General features: G+C 58.7%; 22 protein-coding genes. 11 read left to right on the forward strand and 11 right to left on the reverse strand.

What is annotated here, in order from left to right; translation table 11 throughout:
* Window positions 1–34 precede the first annotated feature (34 nt).
* The 3 genes from C2L66_RS39365 (at window position 35) to C2L66_RS41100 (ending at window position 2,690) form a co-directional block, all read left to right on the forward strand.
* On the forward strand, window positions 35–835 hold the full coding sequence (locus tag C2L66_RS39365; RefSeq protein ID WP_060611010.1) for an enoyl-CoA hydratase-related protein: 801 nt from the start codon (window positions 35–37) through the stop codon (window positions 833–835).
* A gap of 142 nt (window positions 836–977) precedes the next feature.
* Window positions 978–2,141 carry a porin gene (locus tag C2L66_RS39370; protein ID WP_082670624.1) on the forward strand — a complete coding sequence of 388 codons (1,164 nt, stop codon included), beginning with the start codon at window positions 978–980 and terminating at the stop codon, window positions 2,139–2,141.
* A gap of 384 nt (window positions 2,142–2,525) precedes the next feature.
* Window positions 2,526–2,690, forward strand: coding sequence for a hypothetical protein (locus C2L66_RS41100; RefSeq protein ID WP_158512207.1), 165 nt, complete (start codon window positions 2,526–2,528; stop codon window positions 2,688–2,690).
* 57 nt (window positions 2,691–2,747) lie between these two features.
* Here the strand turns inward: C2L66_RS41100 and C2L66_RS41105 are convergent, their stop codons facing one another.
* Window positions 2,748–2,903: a hypothetical protein gene (locus tag C2L66_RS41105; RefSeq protein WP_158512208.1), complete on the reverse strand. Its 156-nt coding sequence runs from the start codon at window positions 2,901–2,903 to the stop codon at window positions 2,748–2,750.
* A gap of 414 nt (window positions 2,904–3,317) precedes the next feature.
* On the opposite strand from C2L66_RS41105, the gene C2L66_RS39375 reads away from it, so the two are divergent.
* From C2L66_RS39375 to C2L66_RS39395, 5 genes are all read left to right on the forward strand, one after another.
* Window positions 3,318–3,746: an antitoxin Xre/MbcA/ParS toxin-binding domain-containing protein gene (locus C2L66_RS39375; RefSeq protein ID WP_046565320.1), complete on the forward strand. Its 429-nt coding sequence runs from the start codon at window positions 3,318–3,320 to the stop codon at window positions 3,744–3,746.
* Complete coding sequence (locus tag C2L66_RS39380) at window positions 3,743–4,216, forward strand: RES family NAD+ phosphorylase (protein ID WP_060611013.1); 474 nt, start codon at window positions 3,743–3,745, stop codon at window positions 4,214–4,216. The genes C2L66_RS39375 and C2L66_RS39380 overlap by 4 nt, the downstream gene beginning before the upstream one ends.
* Before the next feature lie 743 nt (window positions 4,217–4,959).
* Window positions 4,960–5,331 carry a hypothetical protein gene (locus C2L66_RS39390; RefSeq protein ID WP_060611015.1) on the forward strand — a complete coding sequence of 124 codons (372 nt, stop codon included), beginning with the start codon at window positions 4,960–4,962 and terminating at the stop codon, window positions 5,329–5,331.
* A 103-nt stretch (window positions 5,332–5,434) separates the two neighbouring features.
* Entirely contained in the window at window positions 5,435–5,875 is a 441-nt protein-coding gene (locus C2L66_RS41110; RefSeq protein WP_148654674.1) for a hypothetical protein, read from the forward strand.
* Between the two features lie 573 nt (window positions 5,876–6,448).
* On the forward strand, window positions 6,449–7,720 hold the full coding sequence (locus tag C2L66_RS39395) for an IS256 family transposase (RefSeq protein WP_409372571.1): 1,272 nt from the start codon (window positions 6,449–6,451) through the stop codon (window positions 7,718–7,720).
* A 189-nt stretch (window positions 7,721–7,909) separates the two neighbouring features.
* On the opposite strand, the gene C2L66_RS42245 is transcribed toward C2L66_RS39395, so the two are convergent.
* The 3 genes from C2L66_RS42245 to C2L66_RS39415 all read right to left on the reverse strand — a co-directional run bounded on the left by C2L66_RS42245 (window position 7,910) and on the right by C2L66_RS39415 (window position 10,821).
* Window positions 7,910–8,677, reverse strand: a complete 768-nt coding sequence (locus tag C2L66_RS42245; protein ID WP_267894177.1) for a reverse transcriptase domain-containing protein — start codon at window positions 8,675–8,677, stop codon at window positions 7,910–7,912.
* 4 nt (window positions 8,678–8,681) lie between these two features.
* Window positions 8,682–9,179 carry a reverse transcriptase domain-containing protein gene (locus C2L66_RS42250; RefSeq protein WP_267894178.1) on the reverse strand — a complete coding sequence of 166 codons (498 nt, stop codon included), beginning with the start codon at window positions 9,177–9,179 and terminating at the stop codon, window positions 8,682–8,684.
* Between the two features lie 724 nt (window positions 9,180–9,903).
* Window positions 9,904–10,821 carry a LysR family transcriptional regulator gene (locus tag C2L66_RS39415; RefSeq protein ID WP_060611017.1) on the reverse strand — a complete coding sequence of 306 codons (918 nt, stop codon included), beginning with the start codon at window positions 10,819–10,821 and terminating at the stop codon, window positions 9,904–9,906.
* A 118-nt stretch (window positions 10,822–10,939) separates the two neighbouring features.
* Here C2L66_RS39415 and C2L66_RS39420 point away from each other — a divergent pair, with 118 nt between their 5' ends.
* The 3 genes from C2L66_RS39420 (at window position 10,940) to C2L66_RS39430 (ending at window position 14,047) form a co-directional block, all read left to right on the forward strand.
* Window positions 10,940–12,103, forward strand: a complete 1,164-nt coding sequence (locus C2L66_RS39420; protein ID WP_060611019.1) for an alpha/beta fold hydrolase — start codon at window positions 10,940–10,942, stop codon at window positions 12,101–12,103.
* 47 nt (window positions 12,104–12,150) lie between these two features.
* Window positions 12,151–12,942, forward strand: coding sequence for an MBL fold metallo-hydrolase (locus C2L66_RS39425; RefSeq protein ID WP_060611021.1), 792 nt, complete (start codon window positions 12,151–12,153; stop codon window positions 12,940–12,942).
* Between the two features lie 85 nt (window positions 12,943–13,027).
* Window positions 13,028–14,047 carry a carbon-nitrogen hydrolase family protein gene (locus C2L66_RS39430; protein WP_060611023.1) on the forward strand — a complete coding sequence of 340 codons (1,020 nt, stop codon included), beginning with the start codon at window positions 13,028–13,030 and terminating at the stop codon, window positions 14,045–14,047.
* Between the two features lie 540 nt (window positions 14,048–14,587).
* Here C2L66_RS39430 and C2L66_RS39435 read toward each other — a convergent pair.
* From C2L66_RS39435 to C2L66_RS39465, 7 genes are all read right to left on the reverse strand, one after another.
* Window positions 14,588–15,196 (reverse strand): hypothetical protein, encoded by a 609-nt coding sequence (locus C2L66_RS39435; RefSeq protein WP_148654675.1) that lies wholly within the window; start codon window positions 15,194–15,196, stop codon window positions 14,588–14,590.
* A complete protein-coding gene (locus C2L66_RS39440; RefSeq protein ID WP_060611027.1) occupies window positions 15,171–15,998 on the reverse strand; it encodes a helix-turn-helix domain-containing protein in 828 nt (275 codons plus the stop codon). The genes C2L66_RS39435 and C2L66_RS39440 overlap by 26 nt, the downstream gene beginning before the upstream one ends.
* Before the next feature lie 948 nt (window positions 15,999–16,946).
* Window positions 16,947–17,357 (reverse strand): hypothetical protein, encoded by a 411-nt coding sequence (locus C2L66_RS39445; RefSeq protein ID WP_060611029.1) that lies wholly within the window; start codon window positions 17,355–17,357, stop codon window positions 16,947–16,949.
* A gap of 36 nt (window positions 17,358–17,393) precedes the next feature.
* Window positions 17,394–17,864 (reverse strand): hypothetical protein, encoded by a 471-nt coding sequence (locus C2L66_RS39450; RefSeq protein ID WP_060611031.1) that lies wholly within the window; start codon window positions 17,862–17,864, stop codon window positions 17,394–17,396.
* Window positions 17,865–17,927: 63 nt separating this feature from the next.
* Window positions 17,928–19,361, reverse strand: coding sequence for a DUF746 domain-containing protein (locus C2L66_RS39455; RefSeq protein WP_158512209.1), 1,434 nt, complete (start codon window positions 19,359–19,361; stop codon window positions 17,928–17,930).
* Between the two features lie 513 nt (window positions 19,362–19,874).
* A complete protein-coding gene (locus C2L66_RS39460; protein WP_060611035.1) occupies window positions 19,875–20,288 on the reverse strand; it encodes a helix-turn-helix domain-containing protein in 414 nt (137 codons plus the stop codon).
* 146 nt (window positions 20,289–20,434) lie between these two features.
* Window positions 20,435–21,304 (reverse strand): DUF4238 domain-containing protein, encoded by an 870-nt coding sequence (locus C2L66_RS39465; protein WP_060611037.1) that lies wholly within the window; start codon window positions 21,302–21,304, stop codon window positions 20,435–20,437.
* Window positions 21,305–21,396: the final 92 nt, after the last annotated feature.

A 21,396-nucleotide genomic window follows, 5' to 3' on the forward strand; every position in this document is an offset into this window, starting at 1 on the left:
CACACCTGTTTCTTTCTCTACCAAGGTTACCTTCATGGATTTCCAAGACATTTTATACGAGGCTCACGACGGAGTCGCGACGATTACGATCAACCGCCCGGCTGTACGAAACGCCGTAAGGCCGCGGACGTATGAGGAACTGACGAAGGCTATGCACGCCGCAGCCGATGACACTTCCGTTGGCGTTGTCGTCCTAACTGGGGCTGGTGACAAGGCATTTTGTTCAGGAGGTGACATACAAGACCAGCAAGCCCGAGTGCCAGAGGTCGGGCGGAAACACATGCGCCGCCTGTTCGCGCTGTCGTCGGTAATGCGATCGATGGACAAGCCGATCGTAGCGAAGGTAAGAGGTTACTGCGTTGGAGGCGGCAACGAAATTAACTTGTTTTGTGATTTGACAATCGCAAGTGATGACTCGAAATTCGGCCAGACGGGTCCGAAAGTCGGGAGCGTGCCGATCTGGGGCGCGTGTCAACTACTCGCTCGATTCGTTGGTGAGCGAAAAGCGCGCGAAATGCTCTACACGTGCCGCCTCTACTCGGCTCATGAGGCGGAAGAAATGGGACTAATCAACCGTGTCGTAAAACCTGAAGATCTCGACTCGACGGTTTTCAGTCTTTGTCAGGATATTCTCGACAAAAGTCCGCAAAGTGTCCGGATTGCAAAGCTCGCGTTGAACGCTGGATCAGATCAGGAATTCTATAGTTCCTTCTTCCCGACCTCCGAATTGCTCGCGTCGATTTACGGGAATCCGGAGAACATGGAAGGTATCACCGCGTTCCTGGAAAAGCGCAAACCGGATTTTCGGAAATACAGAAAACCTTTGACCGACTAAACTGCGCGTCTAGCGAAACAAGGCAGGCCCGGGCCTAGTCAATCTGTAGGGTCGAACGTTCACCCGGTCGCTGCCTTTGGTGATCAAGTTATCAGAGACAATCTGTGAAACAACATTAATATAATATATGAATGGAGACAACATGCGAAGGTTCATTGGAATCGCTATTCCGTTCCTCTTCTCGTCGGTCGCGAACGCGCAAAGCAGTGTAACTCTTTATGGTCTGCTCGATGTGGGGCTCGGTTTCACCAGTAATACGAAAGGGCACGGAACAATACAAGAGCAAAGTGGATACCTGCAAGGCAGTCGTTGGGGTTTGAAGGGGGTGGAAGATCTTGGTGGGAGTAACCAAGCCATTTTTACCCTCGAAAATGGATTCTCCATTTCAAATGGAGCGCCATTAGGCAATGGGTCACAGATTTTTTCTCGTGTAGCGTTTGTTGGTCTACAAAATTCAAATTACGGCGCAATCACGTTTGGTCGTCAATATGAACCAATGGTTGATGTGGTGGGACCGCTCACCGCTAACGGTGCATATGGTGGATATATTTTTACTCACCCGTTTGACAATGATAACACCGACAGAACGTTTCGCTTGAGTAATTCCGTTAAATACACGAGTAGCAAGTTCGCCGGCTTTCAATTCGAAAGCATTTACGGGTTCAGTAATCAACCTGGCGGTTTCAGTCAAAATCGCGCATATGGTGCGGGAATGTCGTATGACGGGGGTGCCCTTTCTATTGCCGCGGGGTGTTTTCAGTCAGATAACGCCAACTCCACTGCAATAGGCGCGCTGCCTTCGTCCACTGCAGTGCCGACATATATGAATGGCAATTTTGCGTCGGAGCGGCAACGCACTTGGGGGGTTGCAAGCCGGTATACAGTCGGCTCATTGAGCCTCGGGGCAGCATATACACATACATCGCTCGATGCGCCTACGTCTTCATTCTACTTTGGTACGTTTCCGACCGGTACCGCTCCACAAACCCTTCGCTTTGGTAATTATGAAGTTAGCGCGGCGTACTATTTTACGCCTGCCTTTTACGGCGTTGCGATGTATGCATACACGGAAGCACAAGACAGTTTGAACGGGGTAGTGTCCCGGCCTCATTGGAACCACGGAGCGCTCCTATTTGGGTATCAGCTTTCTAAGCGGACCAAGGTCTACGCGGCGGCCGCCTATTTAAACCTAGGAGGTGCGGTGTCCGGTACGCCGTTTGGAACCGCTTATCAGACAGGTTCAGCCGGACCTTCTGATGCGCGTTCACAGGTCGTGGCTCGGGTGGGAATTCTTCACCTTTTCTAGCGATCTGTCTTACTTGGTCGTCTTAAGCGTGCCTAGAATGAAGTACATTGATGCGTTCCGGCAGCGGGACTCGGACGGAGTCCTCCTGAGTACATTTACCGGTGGATCGACGGGCACAAAGAAGCATCCGCTTATATGATTTTACATAAAGCAATAGAAATTGATCAACTTTTAATTCGCAATCCTATATTTATCGAGCCGAAAAGATTGCAATTTGTGCAGGAGGCCGCTGCACAAATTCTGGATTCGGCCCTTCAGGTTGCACGGTGACAATTTGCGCAAGGCGGGGAGGGCTGGCTTGCAGGTTCAGTGTGGCGACACGCGATTCGAGTTTCTGATGATCGAAACGACGAAGGGGAACATTGCCTGTCTCACGAGGCCACGATGAAGCGCTTCGAATTGACGATTGGTGACCTGCCCAAGGTGCTGGATGCCGTGGACTTGGAGGCTGACTGGTCGCTGGAAGAGCCTGCGCACGCGACAACTCCGTTTTCATTGCCTGTACGTGAATCCGAAATCAGTCGCTCAAAACCGCCAGTTCTCTTTTAAGCTTGGCGGGTTTTTCTTTGCGTGCGGGACGCGGGCTACGTACAGCGATGGAGTCACTCAGCCGTTCAGTTGCGACTCGATATTCAGGACGATCCGCGCGAGCGGGTTGTTGTCTGCGGATTGCGGCGCGAGTTTGATCTGGGCGAAGGTGACGACAGCGAGAGCGACGACCAGGAGTGCTCCAGACGCGGCGATGCGGGGAAGGTATTTCATAGGGACCTCATCTTGATGGTGTAGACAGGAGCTGGGCGGAGGTGACAGGCGTGTCGAATGACCTCCAGCGGCATGTCTGTCCGCAACCCGGGAACGCCGGACGCGGTCTTCGGGTGCACGCGCCGATCGGACGGGCTTGTGCACTGCACTATAAATGGTTTATCCGCGTGCCCGGTGCGGCTTCCTGTCGCCAGCGGGTGCTTAGTTGCTTGGGCGTTTCGTGCATGAAAGACTTCTGTAGGCCGTGACGTGCCGTCGTGCTATGCGAGGGAGCCTCGCATAGCACGAGAACGATGCTGAGATGGCTGCCTCGACAGTCCCCCAGCTGGAAGCCCGCCAGATTGAAGATGGGTTTGCGAAGGGTATCAATTGCGCTATCATTGGGTATCAACTGATACTTTAATCGGGAGTCGCATGTCACTGATCACGCCTGAAGCAGTGGCCGCGGTCATGGAGCTGCGGCAGGTCCCGCATACGCTCGCGGAACTCGAGGCACTTGTGCGCGACGGCCTGCCCAAGTCCGCGCTGCGCGCGGGCGTCGAACATGCGACGCAGGGTGCCGACGCCCGGCGTGCGCTACTTGCCCGCATCATCCCGGAAGCGACCTATAAGCGGCGTCGCGATCGGCTGACGCCAGACGAATCGGAAAAGACTGAGCGGCTGGCCAGGATCGTCGCGACGACGGCCTACGTCTGGAACGACGAAGAGGACGCGCGGGAATTCCTGTCGACGCCGCATCCGGAGCTCGAAGGGCGGGCGCCGCTCGATGTTGCGCTGACCGAGCTCGGCGCGCGCCGGGTCGAAGAGCTACTCTGGAAACTGTTTTATGGTTTGCCGGCGTGAAGCTGTTTCGAATCGCCGACACTCGACACACGGTCTGGAGTGGCACTGGTGCGATGCTGGTGGGCGGTCGCTTCAATAGCCCGGGGCGACCGGTCATCTACGCGGCGTCGACCTTCGCCGGCGCGATGCTCGAGGTTCTTGTACATGCACGCATCGGCAAGGTACCGAAGACCCACGGATGGGTTGAAGCAGCGGTTCCCGACGATATTCGTGTCGAACGCCATTCGGCCGAATCGTTGCCGGAGGGATGGGATGCGCCAGCACTGCACGCGGCAAGGGAGTTCGGCGACGCCTGGTTGACCGAGTCGCGTACCGCGCTCCTGTTCGTACCTTCCGTCGTCGTCCGTACAGAATTCAACGTGCTGGTCAATCCCGCACACCCCGACGCGACGCGGATCGCCGTGACCGAGCCGCAACCCGTGGTGTGGGACGAACGCCTCTTTGTGATGCCGCCGGTCGGACACTCCTAGATAGGATGGTGGTCGGCTAGCCTCGCCTCGACGCTCTGCGCCTCGAGGGAGATGACCAGGACGTGGCTTCCAGTTGAGTCGCACTCGCTGCTCGCAATGGCAAGTGCGGCGCCATCCGATACTCTCCCTGCCTGGTTGCCAAAGCCGACTCGGCTGTCGGTTTTTGTCAATTGCCTCGCAATTTGCCACAAATAAATTAACGATCCGGCGCTATTTATCCAGTTATTTGGACGTCTAGCCGAGAGCTACTGAGTCAGTCCATTAAACGTAACCTGGCTAATAAGGCTTATCAGGATTAAGGAGGCGGGCCGGAATGCTATGATGCGCGGCGTTTCGCGCTTTCTCTTTTCATCCAATGCGCTGGCGCCGCCCGCCTGCGACACTGACGACGACTCCAGATCTCAACAGGCGGAAAAAGCCGTGCCCAAGACTGCCGTTGCCACCTTGGAACCGAGCCTGTTGGATGACGCCCTGCGCGTCAATCGCAACGGCCTGAACGTTGAGCAGATGCTCGGCATGGCATCACCCGTGAAGGACATCACGCTCGTTCATCTGTGCGGCGCACCGGCAGGCGCGTCGGTCGAGGTGCAGTCCGACGGTCAGGCCATGATTCTTGAGGCGCGGCATCACGACCTGATCAAGACCGCCAACGAGGTGAGCGTGCACAAGGTGCAAGGTGCGCTGCAGCTGAGCCTCGACATGATCAATTTCGCGGATGCAGCGCCAGCAGGGACGGTCCCGTCATGCTCTGGCGCGTCGTGCGGGCTTGTATGTGGCTCGGCATCCCCTACATCGCCGGTTTCGCTGTCGGCGGCCGCCGATACCAGACGCCGGCCGCCGGTGAGCGGCTGGCGGGCTACTATGCCTGGCCGCGTCTCGGTTTCGATGCGCCGATTACCCCGGATGATGCGCAGTTTTTTGGTCACTTGCCGTATCACCCGGAGGGGCTGGCCACCGTCCAGCAGCTCAGCGGGCTGCTCGACAAGGAAGGCGGTCCCGCATTCTGGAAAATGAATGGCACACATCGTGATGTCGGATTTGAGGTTGCAGCCGGTTCGAAAAACGTGCAAATTTTGAGAAAGTATCTGATCGATAAGGGATTTTTAAGGCCGTGACGTCGAATCAGCCCAACGTGAAGATGTTTTGTGGGGACGCGGGGCGCGTTCGGGAAAGCGCTCGACCGGGCGACAGTCAGCCTTGGGGCTGAGCGCGCCACAGATGCCTGAACTCCAGCACGTGATTGACGTGCGGGTCGACGAACGGGTCAAGGGGCTCGAAAGGGCGCGGCATGAAGGTTCGCCCTACTCTTCCGTCAAGTTAATAACCGACTCTTGTCTGAAGAATACCCTGATTAACAAACATCCGATTGCGAAGGTCTTGCGGGCAGGTAGTGGAAGTCTAAGCAACAGAGATCATTTTCGTGTTTCTTATCAGATGCGTAGCCCGGACGGGCAGGTCGTCACAAAGCAGCTCGATCTTCCAGTTTCTGCGCTAACGGGTGCTGCGCTATCATCGCCGCCGGAACTTGACGGTCCGGCTAGCGTTGCCGCAAGCACCCTCGGGGAATCGACCGTCGACGACATGCGGGCAAGAGCGCGGCGCATTGCCGAGTGGGCATTCGGTATTCCTGAGGCGGCGCCGGATAGTAAGCAACATTGATACGCGAAGATGGACGGGGACTTGTCCGTCGAAACAGAACGCCACCACCCGGTGGCGTTTTTCTTTTGTGTAGCGACGACGGAACCGGGCGCCGGCATCGCCGAAACGTAGGCCGTATTAATTCTGTCAACACCTTGGCGCAGCAGCGGCGCGGCCAAGCGCGAGCGCATTGACACTTTTATGTTCCATCGGAACGCAATGAAAGCGTCAACTCGCCTATGTCAGTATTAAATCTGTCAATTTGCATCGCGAAGATCACCTTGCGCGCCACGCTATTGATGCGGCAGGAAAAATCGCCCGTCAGGGGCCGAGCGGTCAGGGAAGGGGAGGCGCGAATCATCTGAAGTCGGTTGCGGCTAAAAAAGCTACTGTCGCGACAATACAGTTATCTTGTCGGCCGTGTTTTCGCGCAACATCTGCGGCGGCCGCGACGCTGAAATGGCCGGTGTCGATGGCTTCGAAAGGCCCAATACGGTAGAGTCGAGATGTGGCGCGGTAGCGGTAGGTTCGGTTTGTCGGGCCTATCCGTCATTTTGTGGGCGAGGCATATCATGAGAGGTAAAAGTCATGGATATGCCAATGAAGAAGAAACGCACGGTGGCGTCTCAGGCAGCGGCCCGAGGGCCGCTGCCTGAACTGCCCAAAGCGCTGCTGGACGAGCTGGTCAAGGGGCCGATGACGCCGACCGAGGTGCAGGATCTGATGCTGGCGTTTAACAAGGCGATTATCGAACGCGCGATGGGTGCGGAGATGAATCTGCATCTGGGGTATCCGCCGGGCGAATCCAAACCCGCTGGCCAGGCCAACGAGCGCAACGGCGCCAGCCGCAAGACGGTCATCACCGATCGTGGCGTCGTCCGGGTCGAGTTGCCGCGCGACCGCGACGGCAGCTTCGAGCCGATCCTGATCCCCAAACACGAACGCCGCTTCACCGGCTTTGACGAGCGCATCATCGCGATGTACGCGCGTGGCATGAGCGTGCGTGAGATCCAGGCCTTTCTGGCCGAGAGCTACGGCACCGAGGTGTCGCCCGATTTCATCAGTTCGGTCACCGACGAGGTGATGGCCGAAACGCTGGCCTGGCAGAACCGTCCGCTCGAGACGATGTATCCGGTGGTCTTCTTCGACGCGTTGCGGGTCAAGATCCGCGATGACGGTGTGGTCAGCAACAAGGCGGTGTATCTGGCTCTGGGCATTCAGGCGGACGGCCAGCGCGATGTGCTGGGCCTGTGGATTGAGCAGACCGAGGGCGCGAAGTTCTGGCTCAAGGTGTTCAACGAACTCAAGAACCGCGGCTGCCAGGACATCCTGATTGCGGTCGTTGACGGCCTGAAGGGGCTGACCGACGCGATCGGCGCAGCTTACCCGAAGACGGCGGTGCAGACCTGCATCGTGCATCTGATCCGCAACAGCCTGGAATACGCTGGCTGGAAGGACCGCAAGGCTGTCGCCCAGGCGCTGCGTCCGATCTACGCAGCTGCCAGCGAAGAGGCAGCGAAGCAGGCTCTGCAGGCCTTTGCTGATGGGCCATGGGGCGCGAAATACCCGACTATCGTGCAGTCCTGGCAGCGCGCCTGGGAGCACGTCACGCCGTTCTTCGTGTTTCCACCCGAGATCCGGCGGGTCGTGTACACCACGAACGCCATTGAGAGTCTGAACATGCAGTTGCGCAAGATCATCAAGACCCGCGGTCACTTCCCCAATGACGAGGCTGCAATCAAGCTACTCTGGCTGGCATTGCGCAACGTCCTGGCCAAAAACGTGCGCTCAGCCTTCGACTGGAAGTCAGCCATGAACCAGTTTGCTATTCTGTTTGGCGATCGATTTACGCAGGCGCGCGGCTAACGATTCCTTTAACCGCCTCGCCCACAAAAATGCGGACAGGCTCGGTTTGTCTGTTGCCGCCCCTTTCGTCTGGCGGTGCCCGAGTAACCTCGCCTTAACCCCGTTTCCACATCCCGCTCATCGAACCGGACATGCAGATCTCCCGCATCCGGCTCTCGGACAAGACATCACGCCTTCGTACACGGCACGTTACACCCAAGGCCCCGTCAGACGCACAAGACCGAAGTGCTTGTAGAGGTGCGGGCGTGGATAGCTCCCGCGCCTGCTTCGCCTGGCTTTGTACTTGTTGCGTAACCACCGACGCAACCGCACAGCGGTGTAGTTGTCGAGCGCCCGATATGCGCGTCTGTCCGTGCCTACATTGAAGTAGTTCGCCCAGCCGCGCAGCGTGCGGTTCAACTTGCCCACCAGCTCCGTGGTCTCCTGCCATACCGTCTTGAGGGCGGTCATCGCATGAATCTTCTCGACCATGCGACGGATACTCTTCTTCGACGGACGCATGCCCATACGGGCCTGGCCAGTCGTTGCCGAGTACAGCCGCCCAAACGTGTACCCCAGGAAGTCGAACTCGCCTTCTGGCACCGTGCAGATTCGTGTCTTCTCCTCGTTGACCGTCAGCTTCAGCTTGCTCATGATCTCGTGCAGTTTCAGCAACGCCTCTTCGGCCTTGCCTCGCTTGCACAGGATCACCAGGTCATCTGCGTAGGTCACAATCCGACTGCCAAGACTGCGCTGAAGTCCGAGCTTCTTCCATGCCAGCACAAACCGGCGCATGTAGATATTCGCCAGTAGTGGTGAGATGGGAGACCCTTGCGGAATGCCACGTCCGCTATCTCTGGCCTCCGTCGTACGTTTCTTCCAGCCTCGGTTATCGGTTTCTTCTGCGGGGCATTCCAGCCACATCCGGATCAGATGCAGCACACGCCGATCAACGATGCGTCGCGCGAGCGACAGCATCAGGTCAGCGTGCGGAATACTCCCCGAAGTAGTCCGCGAGGTCGGCGTCAACCACGTCCGTTTGCCCTCGGTGCAGCCGCTCTTCCACCTCGATCACCGCTTGCTGGGCATTTCGCCCCGGGCGGTAGGCGTACTGCTCTGGCGGAAGATCCGCTTCGAAGATCGGTTCGAGCACGAGCATCGCTGCTGTCATGCACACCCGATCTCGCAAGGTCGAGATGCCCAGTGGCCTCAGCTTGCCATTGGCCTTCGGGATAAACACTCTTCTGATAGGGTCCGGCCGGTAAGTCTCCTGCCTGAGCGCAAGCGCCAGTTCGCCGAGCCACTTCTGCACCCCGTACGCTTCGACCTCCGTGAAGTCCTGCCGATCGACACCCGGTGCGCCCTTGTTCGAGCGACACTGGGCGTACGCATGCGCCAGCACATCCTCGCGATAGATCTTGTCGTACAGAGCGTAGAAGCGGTACCCGGCTTCTGCCTTCGCTTTCGCGTGTAACGCCATCTGCAGCTTCTGAACACGAATCGGAGTTGATAGGTTGCCCAATCTCCACGTCCTCACTACGTATTGCGTCTGTCTTGAACTGAGGCCCCTTCCCTCCACCAGCATTACCCGGCTTCACCGGTACTACGGACCTCTCCGTCATCCCAAGGCGCCCGGCCTGTCCCTCGCGGGCATCCGGTTGGTCATCCCTGACCACGCCAAGGGATTTCCCGTGTTGCGTACGCTTTCCTTGTGTACATGCTGTCGCCACTACCCCGGCGCAGCGACTGGGCGTCCAGCCTGCTCATTCACCCAGCCGTATCAGCCTTCCCCGATAGGGTTGTCGGGTCGGCCTGCGCATCGACCTTTTCGAGGTTTGCTCGACGTTCACTCGCGTTACGGCCTGCACACTCGCGCTGTCACCAATTTGTGACACGCATCACCGAAGGCTTCAGCCATTTCGTTGCCTCCATAGCTGCTCCGGTTGCTTCCGGCTGGAGCGGTTGCCGGGCGGGACTTACACCCGCTGGAAAGCGCCACCTTTTCACGGCGCACACCCGTCACGGTCAGTCGAGGTTCGGCAATCCCGTCGTCCGACTTTCGAAGTGAAGCTGCCACTCAAAGATCTTTCCGACGAACACACTAGTGGGAGCGTGAGGCCGAACGGAGAAAAACTGCTGGGTTGGCGCGTTCTTGTTCGTCTGGGCGAGCCCCCCCACATTGAGTGACGAATGCGGCCGCTCTTTTATAGTCTTGCGTTCCGATCCCAAGGCGGTTCATCGCCAAACGTCCCGGCAAGGTAATCGACGAACCGGCGTACTTTGAGTGGGATGCGCTGCGCGCTCGGATAAACCGCTTGAATCGCCAGATCAGCCACGCGGTAAGCCGGCAGCAGTGCCACAAGTTCGCCCCGCCGTAGATGCTCGCCGAACACGAAGGTCGGACCGTACGTAATACCGGCGCCCGCGAGCGCGGCGGCAAGAAGCATCTGCGTATTGTTGGCTGTCATCCGGCATGGTCCGTCGATCACATGCGCGCGGTTTCTCGCATCGAGCAATGTCCAGTCGCCAGCCGACACGGCTTCGCTGAAGGCAAGCCGCTGCGCGAGTCGTAAGTCTTCGGGTTTGCGCGGCGCTCCATGGCGCTCGAGGTACGCCGGAGACGCACATACGACCATTCGGCAGGGCGCAAGCCGGCGCGTCACCAGTCGTGGGTCCGTCAACCGTCCTATCCGGATTGCCACGTCAACGCCCGCATCCATGAGATCAACATAGCGGTCCCCGAGCAGCACTTCCACGTTGACGTGCGGATGGTCCTCCAGGTAGCGGGCAACAACGTCGCCCAGGTGCATGGCGCCGAACGTGACCGGCGCTGCGACGCGCAGTACGCCATGTGCCGTGCCTTGCGAATCGCTCGCCTCCCGATTCGCCTCGTCGAACGCTTCAAGGATCCGCTTGCAGCGCTCATAGTAAGTCTGGCCGGCATCGGTCAGACTCAACCGCCGCGTCGTGCGCTGAAGCAGTCGCGCATTCAGCTCAGCTTCGATTGCGCTTACATGCTTGCCGGCCATCGCTGCCGATAGCCCGAATCGGCGCGCCGCAGCGGCAAAGCTGCCTTCCTCGACAGCCGCGACGAATACGCCAAGGCTCGTCAGTCGGTCCATTTTTATACACTCCAATTCGATAATCTCATTATCGACTGAATACACCAATCCGGCAATTATCAAACTGGTGACATGAATCTACCATTCAGACATTAACTAATCGGGAGGTGGCACTGAAATGGACATCGACTCAAACGGTACGCGGATTCATGTCACGCAGCGAGGCAGCGGCGAGTTGGCGCTGGTGTTCCTGCACTATTACGGGGGCTCGTCGCGTACGTGGGACGGGGTAGCAAGCGAATTGTCCGACCGGTATCGAATCGTTGCCACCGATCACCGCGGCTGGGGCAATTCCGAGGCGCCCGCCGACGGCTACCGCATTGCCGATCTTGCGGCCGATGCCGAAGGCGTCATCGAGGCGCTGGGCCTGCACCGCTATGTTTTGGTCGGTCATTCGATGGGCGGCAAGGTCGCTCAACTCATCGCATCGCGTCGGCCACGCGGGCTCGAAGGCCTTGTGCTCGTCGCGCCGTCGCCTCCGTCGCCGATGCTCCTCCCGGACGAGCAACGTGCGACGTTGACCGGCGCGTATCAATCGCGTGAATCGGTCGAATTCGTGATCGATCACGTCCTGACCGCAAAATCGCTTGATGCCGCTCGCCGCGAGCAGGTCATCGAAGACAGCCTGAAGGCCGCACCGCAGGCCAAGGCGGCCTGGCCAAACGTTGCCATGCGAGAAGACATTAGTGCGGCGGTGGCATCAATCGATGCGCCGACCATCGTCATCTCGGGTGAGCTCGACCAGGTGGATCGCGTCGCAACGCTGCAGGCGGAACTGATGCCTCGTATTCCGCATGCGGCGATGCATATCCTGCCCGGAATTGGACACCTGTCGCCGCTTGAGGCTCCGATCGAGGTGGCGCGGGTTATTGCACGGTTCGTCGCTGCGATCGAAAACAAGTCCGCCGTGTGCGGCACGCCCGAGCAGGTCCCCATCGCTTTCGACGCGGCGCTAAACGCCTGCGATCTTGATTCCCTGCTCGGTGTGTTTAGCAATAAAGCCACGATGCGGATGACGGACGGCGAGGTGGTGCAAGAAAGCCCCACCGAATTGCGCAACGGCCTGGCTCGGTTGCTGACACTGCGCCCGCGCATCCACAACAAGGTACGTCGAGTGTTGACAAGCAGCGATATAGCGCTCGTCCTGCTCGACTGGACCCTGAACGTGATGCTACCGGACGGCCAGGAGCACGAGGAACGCGGCACCGCTACGCAGGTTATGGAAAAGGGCCGCGACGGTGGGTGGAGGCTGCTGATCTCTAATCCGCTTGGGTTGAACTGAAGGGTACAGGGGGGACGACGCCATGAACAACCGACAGGAAGCACATCATGAATAAACCTACCATCATTACGGTTCCAATCCTGCCGTTCGGCATGGTCCACTCCCACCTCGTCATCGGTGCAACGGGCTGTGTTCTCGTGGACACGGGCACGCCGGGCTCAGAAGACAAGATTGAGCGCGTCCTGAAGAAGCACGGACGAAGCTTTCGCGATGTCACCTTGATCGTGGTCACTCATGCGCACACGGACCATGCCGGTTCGGCTGCGCGGCTGCGCGAACTGACGGGCGCGCCAATCCTTGCTCATGCAGGAGATCTGGACTACTACGTGCGGCGCAAGGAAATGACGTATTGCGTGACGCATTGGTGGGGGCCTCTCTTTTTGCGCTCCGGCGTGCCCGGCGAGCCGTACTTGCCCTTCACACCGGACATCCTGCTTCAGGACGACGCCACCATCGATCTAAGCGGTTATGGAATCGAAGGCGTGGCAAGGCACACGCCAGGCCACACGGCCGGCTCCGTGTCAGTTGAACTGGGCAGTGGAGACGCGTTGGTAGGCGACCTCATCGCCTCGGGTGTCTTTCTAGGCGGATTGATCCGTAAGGGGCGCGCCATGCGCCCGCCGTTCGAGGATGACCCGCAAGCCGTCAGTGTTGAATTGATGGGCATGGTGGAGGCCGGCATGCAACGCTTTCACATGGGTCACGGCGGTCCGCTAGCCGCCAAAGAAGTGCGCCGGCACGCTCTCTCACTGCGGAACCTGAAGCCTGGGCGCAAATATGGGTCGCAGGCCATGGGGTGTGCCTGCTCTGAGCCCAAGTTAGCTGAGCCGGTTAAATAAAGCGTGGCGCGCGGTTCAGGCGTGTTCTTCCCCACGAATCAATTGAAGTCGGCTCGGCTTCGCCAACTTCCAGGAATGGATTGCCATGCCTCTCGTTCATCCGAAATATAAAGTCGCTGTTGTTCAGGCCACTCCAGTCTGGCTCGATCTTGACGCCGGCATCGACAAGACCATTGAGCTGATCAACGAGGCCGCCGGCAACGGCGCCAGCCTGATCTCCTTCCCGGAGACCTGGTTACCCGGCTATCCATGGCATATCTGGATGGGCGCGCACGCGTGGCAGGTAAGCCAGGGCTTCGTACAGAGGTACTTCGACAACTCGCTGGACTACGACGGGCCGGAGGCTTCCCGGCTCAGCACCGCAGTCCGGCAGGCCGGGATCACCGCGGTCGTCGGCGTTTCTGAGCGAAGCGGCAGTAGCCTTTATATGGGGCAGTGGATTATTGGCGCGGACGGCAGGACCATCGCTGCGCGCCGCAAGCTGCGCCCCACTCACGTCGAGCGCGCCGTATTCGGCGAGGGCGATGGTTCGGATCTGGCAGTGCATCAGGTTGAGGGTCTGGGAAGGATAGGGGCGTTGTGCTGCTGGGAGCATCTGCAGCCACTGTCAAAATACGCAATGTATGCGCAGAATGAACAGGTGCACGTCGCATCGTGGCCAAGCTTTTCTAACTATGAGCCTTTTGCCCCGGCGCTCGGAAGCGAAGTCAACAATGCCGCAAGCAGAATTTATGCGGTGGAAGGGTCGTGCTTTGTGCTGGCACCTTGCGCAGTCGTGTCCAAAGCGATGATCGACGAGTTGTGCGACACCCCCGAAAAGCGTGACTTAAACCACGTTGGTGGTGGTCATGCTGTCATCTACGGGCCTGACGGAAGCGCGCTGGTTACGAAGCTGCCGGAGGATAGTGAAGGTATCCTGTACGCGGATATTGATCTTGCCACCATTGTCGTGGCCAAGAACGCCGCCGATCCTGCCGGCCACTACTCCCGCCCCGATGTCACCCGGCTTTTGATCAATAAGACCCGTATGCGACGAGTAGACGCTTTCGCGCTGCCTATCGACAGATCAGAGAATGACGATGTGGCGTACATGGAAGATGTGTAGGCACACAGACGTACCTTCGCCGCGCGAAACGCAACGACCTGCGGCCACTGACGACAACGAAAGTGGAGCGAGCGACTCCTACGTGAGAGAAGCCGGACATTCAAATGTCTGAGCGAATCGCTCGCCGAACGGCGGTTCCTGGCCGACTGTACGCATTCGTCGCCTTCGCCGATCGCGCGCCGACGGCGAACGCAGCAAATCGACCCTGAGCGGTCTTACACACCCCAAAATGTCCGGATGGCCGCTTTCAGAGGTGCAGCGGTCATCCTTACTACCGGGTCGACTCATTACTCGAAGCCACTGCGGACGTAGTCCGCCGATCTTGTTCCACACTTGACGAGCGGTCCGTCCCTGAAGAGCGCCACCGGGAAGAATGGAGGCGGCGGGAATCATCGCCAGTCTCAACTGCCTGTGTCAGCCGAAGCGCCGGACTCCAATCCAAACGCAGTTTTTTAGGCGCGTTTCCTGTTGATATAAAACCCTACGACGGGAGCACGAGCTGGATCAAGACATGTCCTTGAGGACGGCAGTCGTCGTCATCTAGAGTTCGTCTGGTTCGGCCTGCTGGAGCCTTCGATCTAAGGCGGCGAGGTGCATCTCCCAGACATCGCCGTACACTCGGCAGAACAATTCCATCGATTCTAGAACTGCGCCCACCCAGGCGGTGTCCTTGCCTTCGCGGGTAAGGCGTTTAAAGAGTGCGCGTTGCTTTTGTAACGTGGCAACGCTCCGGGCGGCAGCCGACCGGGCGTGTTGTTCCGCCTTCCATGCGTCGAGCAGAGCAGGAAGATGGCGCGTGTGCTCATATAGCCAGTAGTGGCACGTAGAATAATGCGACGCAAACGCCTCTCCACGTTCGCGCAGCGTTCTGACCCATCCCAGAACAACGAGCGGCGGCAACGTATCTCCGCACGGCCCCCACAACGTCGAAACCAGAAACTGGTCGACGTCGTATGGCGATCCGCTTGCGATGACGCTCGGGACATCGACGTCAACACGATGTGGGGTTGCCATCACGACGACCTCCCGATGTTCACGTTGGAAACCATATTCTATTCTTATCTGATATTCCTCGACCTGTGAGCCTGCTAGTCCGACGACATGCGAGGCCTCGCAAAATGAATCAGCTACCGACTTTTCGGTTGGCAAGTCGGTATGCGCGCGGCGTCACACCGGTGTATCGATGAAACACGTCGGTGAAATGCTGCTGAGTTTGAAATCCCGTGCGCGCGGCAACGTCAACTAGGGGGACGGTCTCATCGCGCAATATTGTCTTGGCAAACTTCATCCGTTCGAGTATCACGTACCGATGCGGCGGGCTGCCCGTCGCCGTTTTGAAGGCGCGTGAAAAGTGTGATGCACTCATGTCCACCAGCACTGCGAGTTGCCCGACCAAAATGGTTTCGGTGATGTGCTCATGAACGAAGGCTTCAATGCGAATCAGCATTTGACGCGTAAGAGGCGTATCTGGCATGGCCGCACCAGCCCAGAGCCCGTAGTTAAGAGCGATGTGTACCGAAATGACGTCGGCGAAAGCGTCTGCGCAGGCAGCGTCGATGAGCTTCACAACATGCAAGGCACTCAATGTGTCCGCGACCTCGCGCAGGAACGGATCCCAAAACCTGGACCATTTTGGGACCGCTAAAAACGATTCTCGCGAGGCTTGTCCAAGGACGCACCTTTTTAGTTCGACGACCCATCCCTTGGGATCGTTGTCGCCGATCGTGGCCAACTGCGCGCACGCCGGAATGACCGCGACAGATGGAGCACTTATTAGTATCGACTGGTTCACTCCGAGGTCGTCGCAGCCCGCAGCCTGCACATCAGTGGTACCTGTAGGCATCACGAGCCGAAGTCCCTGAGCTGGATTCTGCCCGCCATTGGTGAATGCGACGTTCAACGTTTTGCAGCGCAACCCGTGATCCGCGTCCAATCCGCTTGCTTGTTTCATGATAGACAGAAGCCTCCTCGTTTCCTCGTCGGAAAATTCAAGCTTATGCCAAGTTCAAGGCTTCCTAACGCGGATTCGTCTTCCGTGCAGAAGCGACCCCGACCTCGTTTGGAATCGCGGCTGAGCTACATCGCTGGGCAATTCAGACGACGCTCGACCAGTAATTTGCCGGGATTCAAACCTACACATCCTTTCGGAAGGCATTCTGCAGGCTGACGCTTATGCCGGGTATGACGCGGCGCGAGCGACGGGACCGCATGCGCGGTCCCATATGTTGGCCGACAACATCGTCATCATCGGCGTCTCACAAGTAGTGAAGTGACTGATGGCCGACACTGACGAACGCCCGGGCCTTTCCAGCCGAAAGGCCGCCAACGGTTACGTTGATCCCGTCGCCCCTTGGAAGCATCCACGTCGCGGTGCTGGCTGCCCATTGCCCGCGAAACGGGACCGTCCGTAAAGACCGACGCACACGACGGTCCGTTGTCTGCGCGGAGCCGCCGTTCGAATGTCCGTGTGACAGCGTGAGCCAATGGCCGGCGTTGGCCGCATCGAGGCAGTGCAACCGGCAATCCGCTCGCCGGAAAGCGGCCATTGAGCGGGAGCAGACTGAACCTCGACTATGCAAAATGGATGGCTACCTCGACCGGCCGGTCATGGCCGCACTCTGCCGGATGACGTCGAGACGAGCCGCTCGCCGGTGACACTTTTATTTCGCTCAGCTCAAGTCTTTGCCCAGCAAGCGTTCGCGGTCCTCGTCGAGTCCGGCCGTCGTGGAGTGACACATTTATTGTCGCAACGTTGACGGTTTTATTGCGGTCTACGGCTATTGCGGCAGCGGGCGTCGCGGCGACACTATGGGCTACGGGGGTGATCTAGAGTGGCAGAGTCGGGTCCGGGGTGGTGGTGCGCCGGCGATCGATGCGGATGACTGACTGCTACTGACGACTAAGACTGGCGGAAGAGCCGACTGGCCGATTGCCGAAGGGCATCAATGGCCTTATCCGCCTCCGCGACGCGCTCATCAGCGGGGCGTCTTAGGGCGTCGATTGCGTTCTCCATGAGGGCGAGTTCTTTCTCGGAGAACAGAAACGCGGAACTACGTTGGACCTTCCAGGCGTCAGTGTTGGCCCGACTCATGGCACGGACTGTCTCTTCGGGGGCGTTGCCACCTGAAAGCGTGAACGTGCTTATGTCCAGATATGCACGTCGAAGCTCGAGGAGGGCGGCGATCATGTCGCGGTACGCCTGTGCAGTCGTCTCCGGTGCCTTCATCCGTCCGTGACGAGAGGACGCATAGACGCTGCCGACATATGCCGCGAGAGCCGCGACGATCACGACCGTGATTGTTTCAGTCATTATTTTCGGTCTCCGAGATCACTTGATACTCTTCGGTCAATCCCGCTCGGCGAAACGTCCAATGGCCTCGATGGAGAAAGGCCCGGCTACAAGGCTCCGCCACTTATCGCGCGTCGCAATCCATTGGCGATGACGGAACTCGGCAGCGTTGACACCGGACTGAAGCTGGGGATCGTCGTCTTGGTATCCGAGGGTGTCCATCACCTCACGGAGGGCGGCCTGCCCGGCTCGCCAGTCAGATGCCGCTCGCTTTTCTACGATTTCTGGGCCGACATAGTAATGAAGGGTGATCGACATCGCCTTTTCGCTCAACTTGGATTTGGTTGTTATGTATGAACGCACGATCTCAACGAATCGATTCGGAATCTGGCTGGGGTCGTCGACATGCTGCACGGATGCGAAGCCTGGAAGGAACGAGGCAACAGTCGCGATATCCACTTGATGATCTGGTGGGACGGTAGCAAACCAGCCTAAGAAATGCTCAAGGGGAGTTTTGGAATCAGCCATGATAGGTTGGGTAGCACTATAACGGTTTGATTTTTCCAGTTCACAATCTTCTCACGTCGGGGGTCAGAGGGAGTCGACAGCTACGTCGAAGAACCCATGACAAAGGGTGCAGCGGAACAAGCGGCGTCTAATCTGCGCGGCAGTTTTGGTGCGCGTGCGCTTGAACCCATGCGGGCGTGCCGCGCCGATCTTGTGGCAACGCGGGCACCAGATATGCGGCGCAGGTGCTTTTAGACCGAGCCGCACCCGGCGCTCGAAATCGCCTGACGGGTCGAGAGCCAGCAACCACTCGCGAAAGCGCTGAACCCACGACTTGATGACCTCCGGCTTTGTGCCAAGCGACTCTGCAGCGTCGCTCAGGGTTCTGTGTTGCGATAGGCGCGGGAGAATTGCGTAGAGCATGTCCTTGCGCAGCATATTCGCCATCGGCGTTTTGGTGGTCCGCGTGAACAACCGGACGCACGCTCTGCACTGGAACTGGGGTAACGTTGGTGCGGTGCGCATCTTCCCGATGAGCCGCGTCTCGGCGCTGCCGCAGTGCGGACAGTCCGGTGGCGCGACACTGGGCGACAGGGCGACGTCGATGTGCTTTTTCAGAAACCGCGTGAGAGCCTTGTCCTCGGTGCTGCGCCGCGCGATCGTGCTGGTGTTGCGCAGCGGCCTGCTGAAGTCGAAGCGCTCTGCCGCCACCGCGGAAAGAGCGGGCTTCGATAACTGATCTGGCGGCAGGTGAGGCTGCAGCTTCATGGACGCAGTGTCGATGCGCGGGAGGTCAGGCGCATCGAGGCCGGCGCGCCGGCGGCGGGCCGCCGCGTTTCGTGCGAGGTCGTCAACGACCATGACCGGCACGCAGTCGCCTGACGAATTCGCCTGCAGCGGCCAGGAGAAGAGACAGGCGGGGCACTTCGCGAGTCGCCGCTGATCGACGCTATACCCGCCGTTGAGCTTGACACCGCGGCGGCCACATCTAGGACACTCGCCAGCTGGCCGGTACTTGATGCCGAGTTTCACCAGCGATGTCCAGTGGCCGTCCGGATCATGCGCTGCGATCAGCTGGCGAAAACGCATTAGCCAGTTCGATACCGCGGCATAGTCAATTTGCAGGCGACGAGAGGCCTCCTCGAGCGGAATCGGTTGCGACAACAGGGGGAAAAACGCGGGCATCTTGCTCACAAATCGAAGGCGCGCGAGCGGACTTCCCGTTAGCCTCGTGAACAGCTTCCTGCACCCGCCACAGCGGAAGTAGGGGACCGAGTGATATTGCGTGGGCCTCTGGTGCAGGCGTGCGCTCGCGGCTCCGCAATGCGGACACAGCGGCGTGGGTCGGACATCGGAAGAGTGCAGCTCCGCCCAAAGGCTGGCCACGAACGACGTGAGCGCAGTGTTCTCTTCATTGCCGTAGTCACGGTCGCTCGTCCGCGTGATAGGCGTCCGGGCGTCGAATACCGCAATGGTGGCGACGCGTTTGTCTTTGCGGGCGTGGCCGGTAGTTTTCAAAGCTTTTCGCATCACTTCGGCGAGTGCCAGGCGCGCCGCGGCGCCGCATGGTCTGGTAGATCGGGGAACAGGTGGTCTTTGCGCCTTTAACGGTCGGCGCAAGCCCGAAGTTTAATGCGTGGCCATGACATGCCCAGCGTCACTCCCTCGGCATAAAAGACCGTACAGATGAAATCGAGCTGGCTGATTGCCGTTCTATCTCCCTCGAACGATCGTTCTATTTAAAACGGTTTCTACGTAGAAATTTTTCCGCACTGTGACTGCGGGTTCGTGGCCTGCTCGCGCGACGCTTTGAAGTTGGCACGCGATAACGTTGGGCTTGCATGCCATCAACCGAGATCTACCAGACCCGGAGGCAGGTCGGTATACGTGGAGGTACAGCACGATGAAGCGACATGCGCGCGTTTCCTGCTTTAGTCTGGCTTCATTGAGGTCAAGCGCGAAAGCGGCGAGGCCGGCCAGCCGCTCAAGCACATTGCACAGGTCTTTGCGCCGACAAAGGGCGGCGCATCATCAATCTGAAACGGTCCCAACGAACGAATCGTCTTGCGGAGCTTTTTTACGTCCGGGGCGCGGAGGGGGCGGGTTGCCGTCCCTGCGCCACAGTGCGTTGGGCGACACCTTGAGCGCACGCCCGAGTTGCTGAAACACTTCGACGGTCCCGGTTCTCTTGTCCGTCTCGATGAGGGCAATGTATGAGCGGCTCACGCCTGATGCGGCGGATAGCTCGTGATGGGTCATTCTCCGAGTATGCCGCCACGCCTTGAGGGGATGCAGCCCCACCACCAGCGCGTCGCGCATTTCGTCAGGTACGGCGTGCGTCAGCTCGGCAGCGTCGGGTAACGCGCACAGGCGTTGCCATAAATCGATCGGCACCACGGCAAAACTGGGTGCGCCGTTGACGCTGATGAATTGGATCTCGTTCATTCTGATTTTGTGCTGAATCGACCACGGCGCACTATACCAATACGCGCAGATGACTCAAGCGGGAAAGTAGCGAGTTGCCGTGGCGACAATTTTTTTCGGGTAAGGGAGTAGGGGACCGCGCCCCTTCGGATCAGCGATGCGCGTTTTCAAGGTGGCGCTTGCTGTTCATCAGAAGGCTTTGCAAAATGTCGGCACACGAATTTCGTTTGACGTTCATTCGCCGCATATACCTGCTTGTCTGCCAACTTTACGATCTCATGATTTAGCGCTCGCGCCAAACGGCTCGCGGGAGCAACACCGACCTTCTTCGCAACTTCGAAGCTATGTGTTGCGAAGAAGGCCAGATGCGGGGTCAACGGCAATGCCATCACGCAATGCCGATCGTTAAGTGCCGGTGTGATTATCAAAGGCCTGTCGCCGGTCAGTAGATCCACGGTAGCGCCGTCAAAACTCTGCGTCCACCAGTACATCTGGAAGATTGTTCGCGCGATGGGTCCATGGTTCATCAAATCGGGCAACATACGAATGCCAAAATCTGCCACGAATCCCGGACGCTCTCTTTCCATAAACTCGTGCAATGTCGCGGGATCGTGCGCTCCGCGCAGAGCGTCATATTCGTCAGGTTGCTCCATCAAACGCTTACGAAGGTCCTCCGCCGCGTCGGCGCGTACGCGCTCGATGACTTCCGGTGTTCGAACCCGCAACGACATCAGGAACCGCGTCCATACGCTGCGCTGTTGTGCTGACAACTGGCAACCGGGACGCACCATCTGCGCATAGACGCGCGCGGCCGGATCGTCGATCAGCGGCCCCATAAATTCACGCTCGACAAACTGAGGATCATGTGGCGCGTGGCGCAACGCGTATAAATGGTCTTGCCCTGCGATGCGCTTGGTGCCCACCTCTCTCACGTCCAAGTTGCCGCGGACCCATTGAAACCGAGTTAAGCGATGGTCTTTCGTCCAGCCACTCAGATAGAACCGTGGCACATAATGGTGATAAACGTGTCCGGCCATCGTAGCTGGGATTTCTCGTTGAAAGGGGAAAGGATAGCCGTTTACGGCTATCGAGCGGGTGAGCTTGATGGTTCGGAGCGATGGTGCTCGCT

Origin of the sequence: Paraburkholderia caribensis (assembly GCF_002902945.1) — a bacterium.
In the GTDB taxonomy this organism is placed as follows: Bacteria; Pseudomonadota; Gammaproteobacteria; order Burkholderiales; family Burkholderiaceae; genus Paraburkholderia; species Paraburkholderia caribensis.

Excerpts from the sequence above, each read along its gene's own strand:
- C2L66_RS39365 (WP_060611010.1), top strand. The coding sequence starts at position 35 with ATGGATTTCCAAGACATTTTATACGAGGCTCACGACGGAGTCGCGACG.
- C2L66_RS39370 (WP_082670624.1), top strand. The coding sequence starts at position 978 with ATGCGAAGGTTCATTGGAATCGCTATTCCGTTCCTCTTCTCGTCGGTC.
- C2L66_RS41100 (WP_158512207.1), top strand. The coding sequence starts at position 2,526 with ATGAAGCGCTTCGAATTGACGATTGGTGACCTGCCCAAGGTGCTGGAT.
- C2L66_RS41105 (WP_158512208.1), bottom strand. The coding sequence starts at position 2,903 with ATGAAATACCTTCCCCGCATCGCCGCGTCTGGAGCACTCCTGGTCGTC.
- C2L66_RS39375 (WP_046565320.1), top strand. The coding sequence starts at position 3,318 with ATGTCACTGATCACGCCTGAAGCAGTGGCCGCGGTCATGGAGCTGCGG.
- C2L66_RS39390 (WP_060611015.1), top strand. The coding sequence starts at position 4,960 with ATGCTCTGGCGCGTCGTGCGGGCTTGTATGTGGCTCGGCATCCCCTAC.
- C2L66_RS41110 (WP_148654674.1), top strand. The coding sequence starts at position 5,435 with ATGCCTGAACTCCAGCACGTGATTGACGTGCGGGTCGACGAACGGGTC.
- C2L66_RS39395 (WP_409372571.1), top strand. The coding sequence starts at position 6,449 with ATGCCAATGAAGAAGAAACGCACGGTGGCGTCTCAGGCAGCGGCCCGA.
- C2L66_RS42245 (WP_267894177.1), bottom strand. The coding sequence starts at position 8,677 with ATGCTGTCGCTCGCGCGACGCATCGTTGATCGGCGTGTGCTGCATCTG.
- C2L66_RS42250 (WP_267894178.1), bottom strand. The coding sequence starts at position 9,179 with ATGGCGTTACACGCGAAAGCGAAGGCAGAAGCCGGGTACCGCTTCTAC.
- C2L66_RS39415 (WP_060611017.1), bottom strand. The coding sequence starts at position 10,821 with ATGGACCGACTGACGAGCCTTGGCGTATTCGTCGCGGCTGTCGAGGAA.
- C2L66_RS39420 (WP_060611019.1), top strand. The coding sequence starts at position 10,940 with ATGGACATCGACTCAAACGGTACGCGGATTCATGTCACGCAGCGAGGC.
- C2L66_RS39425 (WP_060611021.1), top strand. The coding sequence starts at position 12,151 with ATGAATAAACCTACCATCATTACGGTTCCAATCCTGCCGTTCGGCATG.
- C2L66_RS39430 (WP_060611023.1), top strand. The coding sequence starts at position 13,028 with ATGCCTCTCGTTCATCCGAAATATAAAGTCGCTGTTGTTCAGGCCACT.
- C2L66_RS39440 (WP_060611027.1), bottom strand. The coding sequence starts at position 15,998 with ATGAAACAAGCAAGCGGATTGGACGCGGATCACGGGTTGCGCTGCAAA.
- C2L66_RS39445 (WP_060611029.1), bottom strand. The coding sequence starts at position 17,357 with ATGACTGAAACAATCACGGTCGTGATCGTCGCGGCTCTCGCGGCATAT.
- C2L66_RS39450 (WP_060611031.1), bottom strand. The coding sequence starts at position 17,864 with ATGGCTGATTCCAAAACTCCCCTTGAGCATTTCTTAGGCTGGTTTGCT.
- C2L66_RS39460 (WP_060611035.1), bottom strand. The coding sequence starts at position 20,288 with ATGAACGAGATCCAATTCATCAGCGTCAACGGCGCACCCAGTTTTGCC.
- C2L66_RS39465 (WP_060611037.1), bottom strand. The coding sequence starts at position 21,304 with ATGGCCGGACACGTTTATCACCATTATGTGCCACGGTTCTATCTGAGT.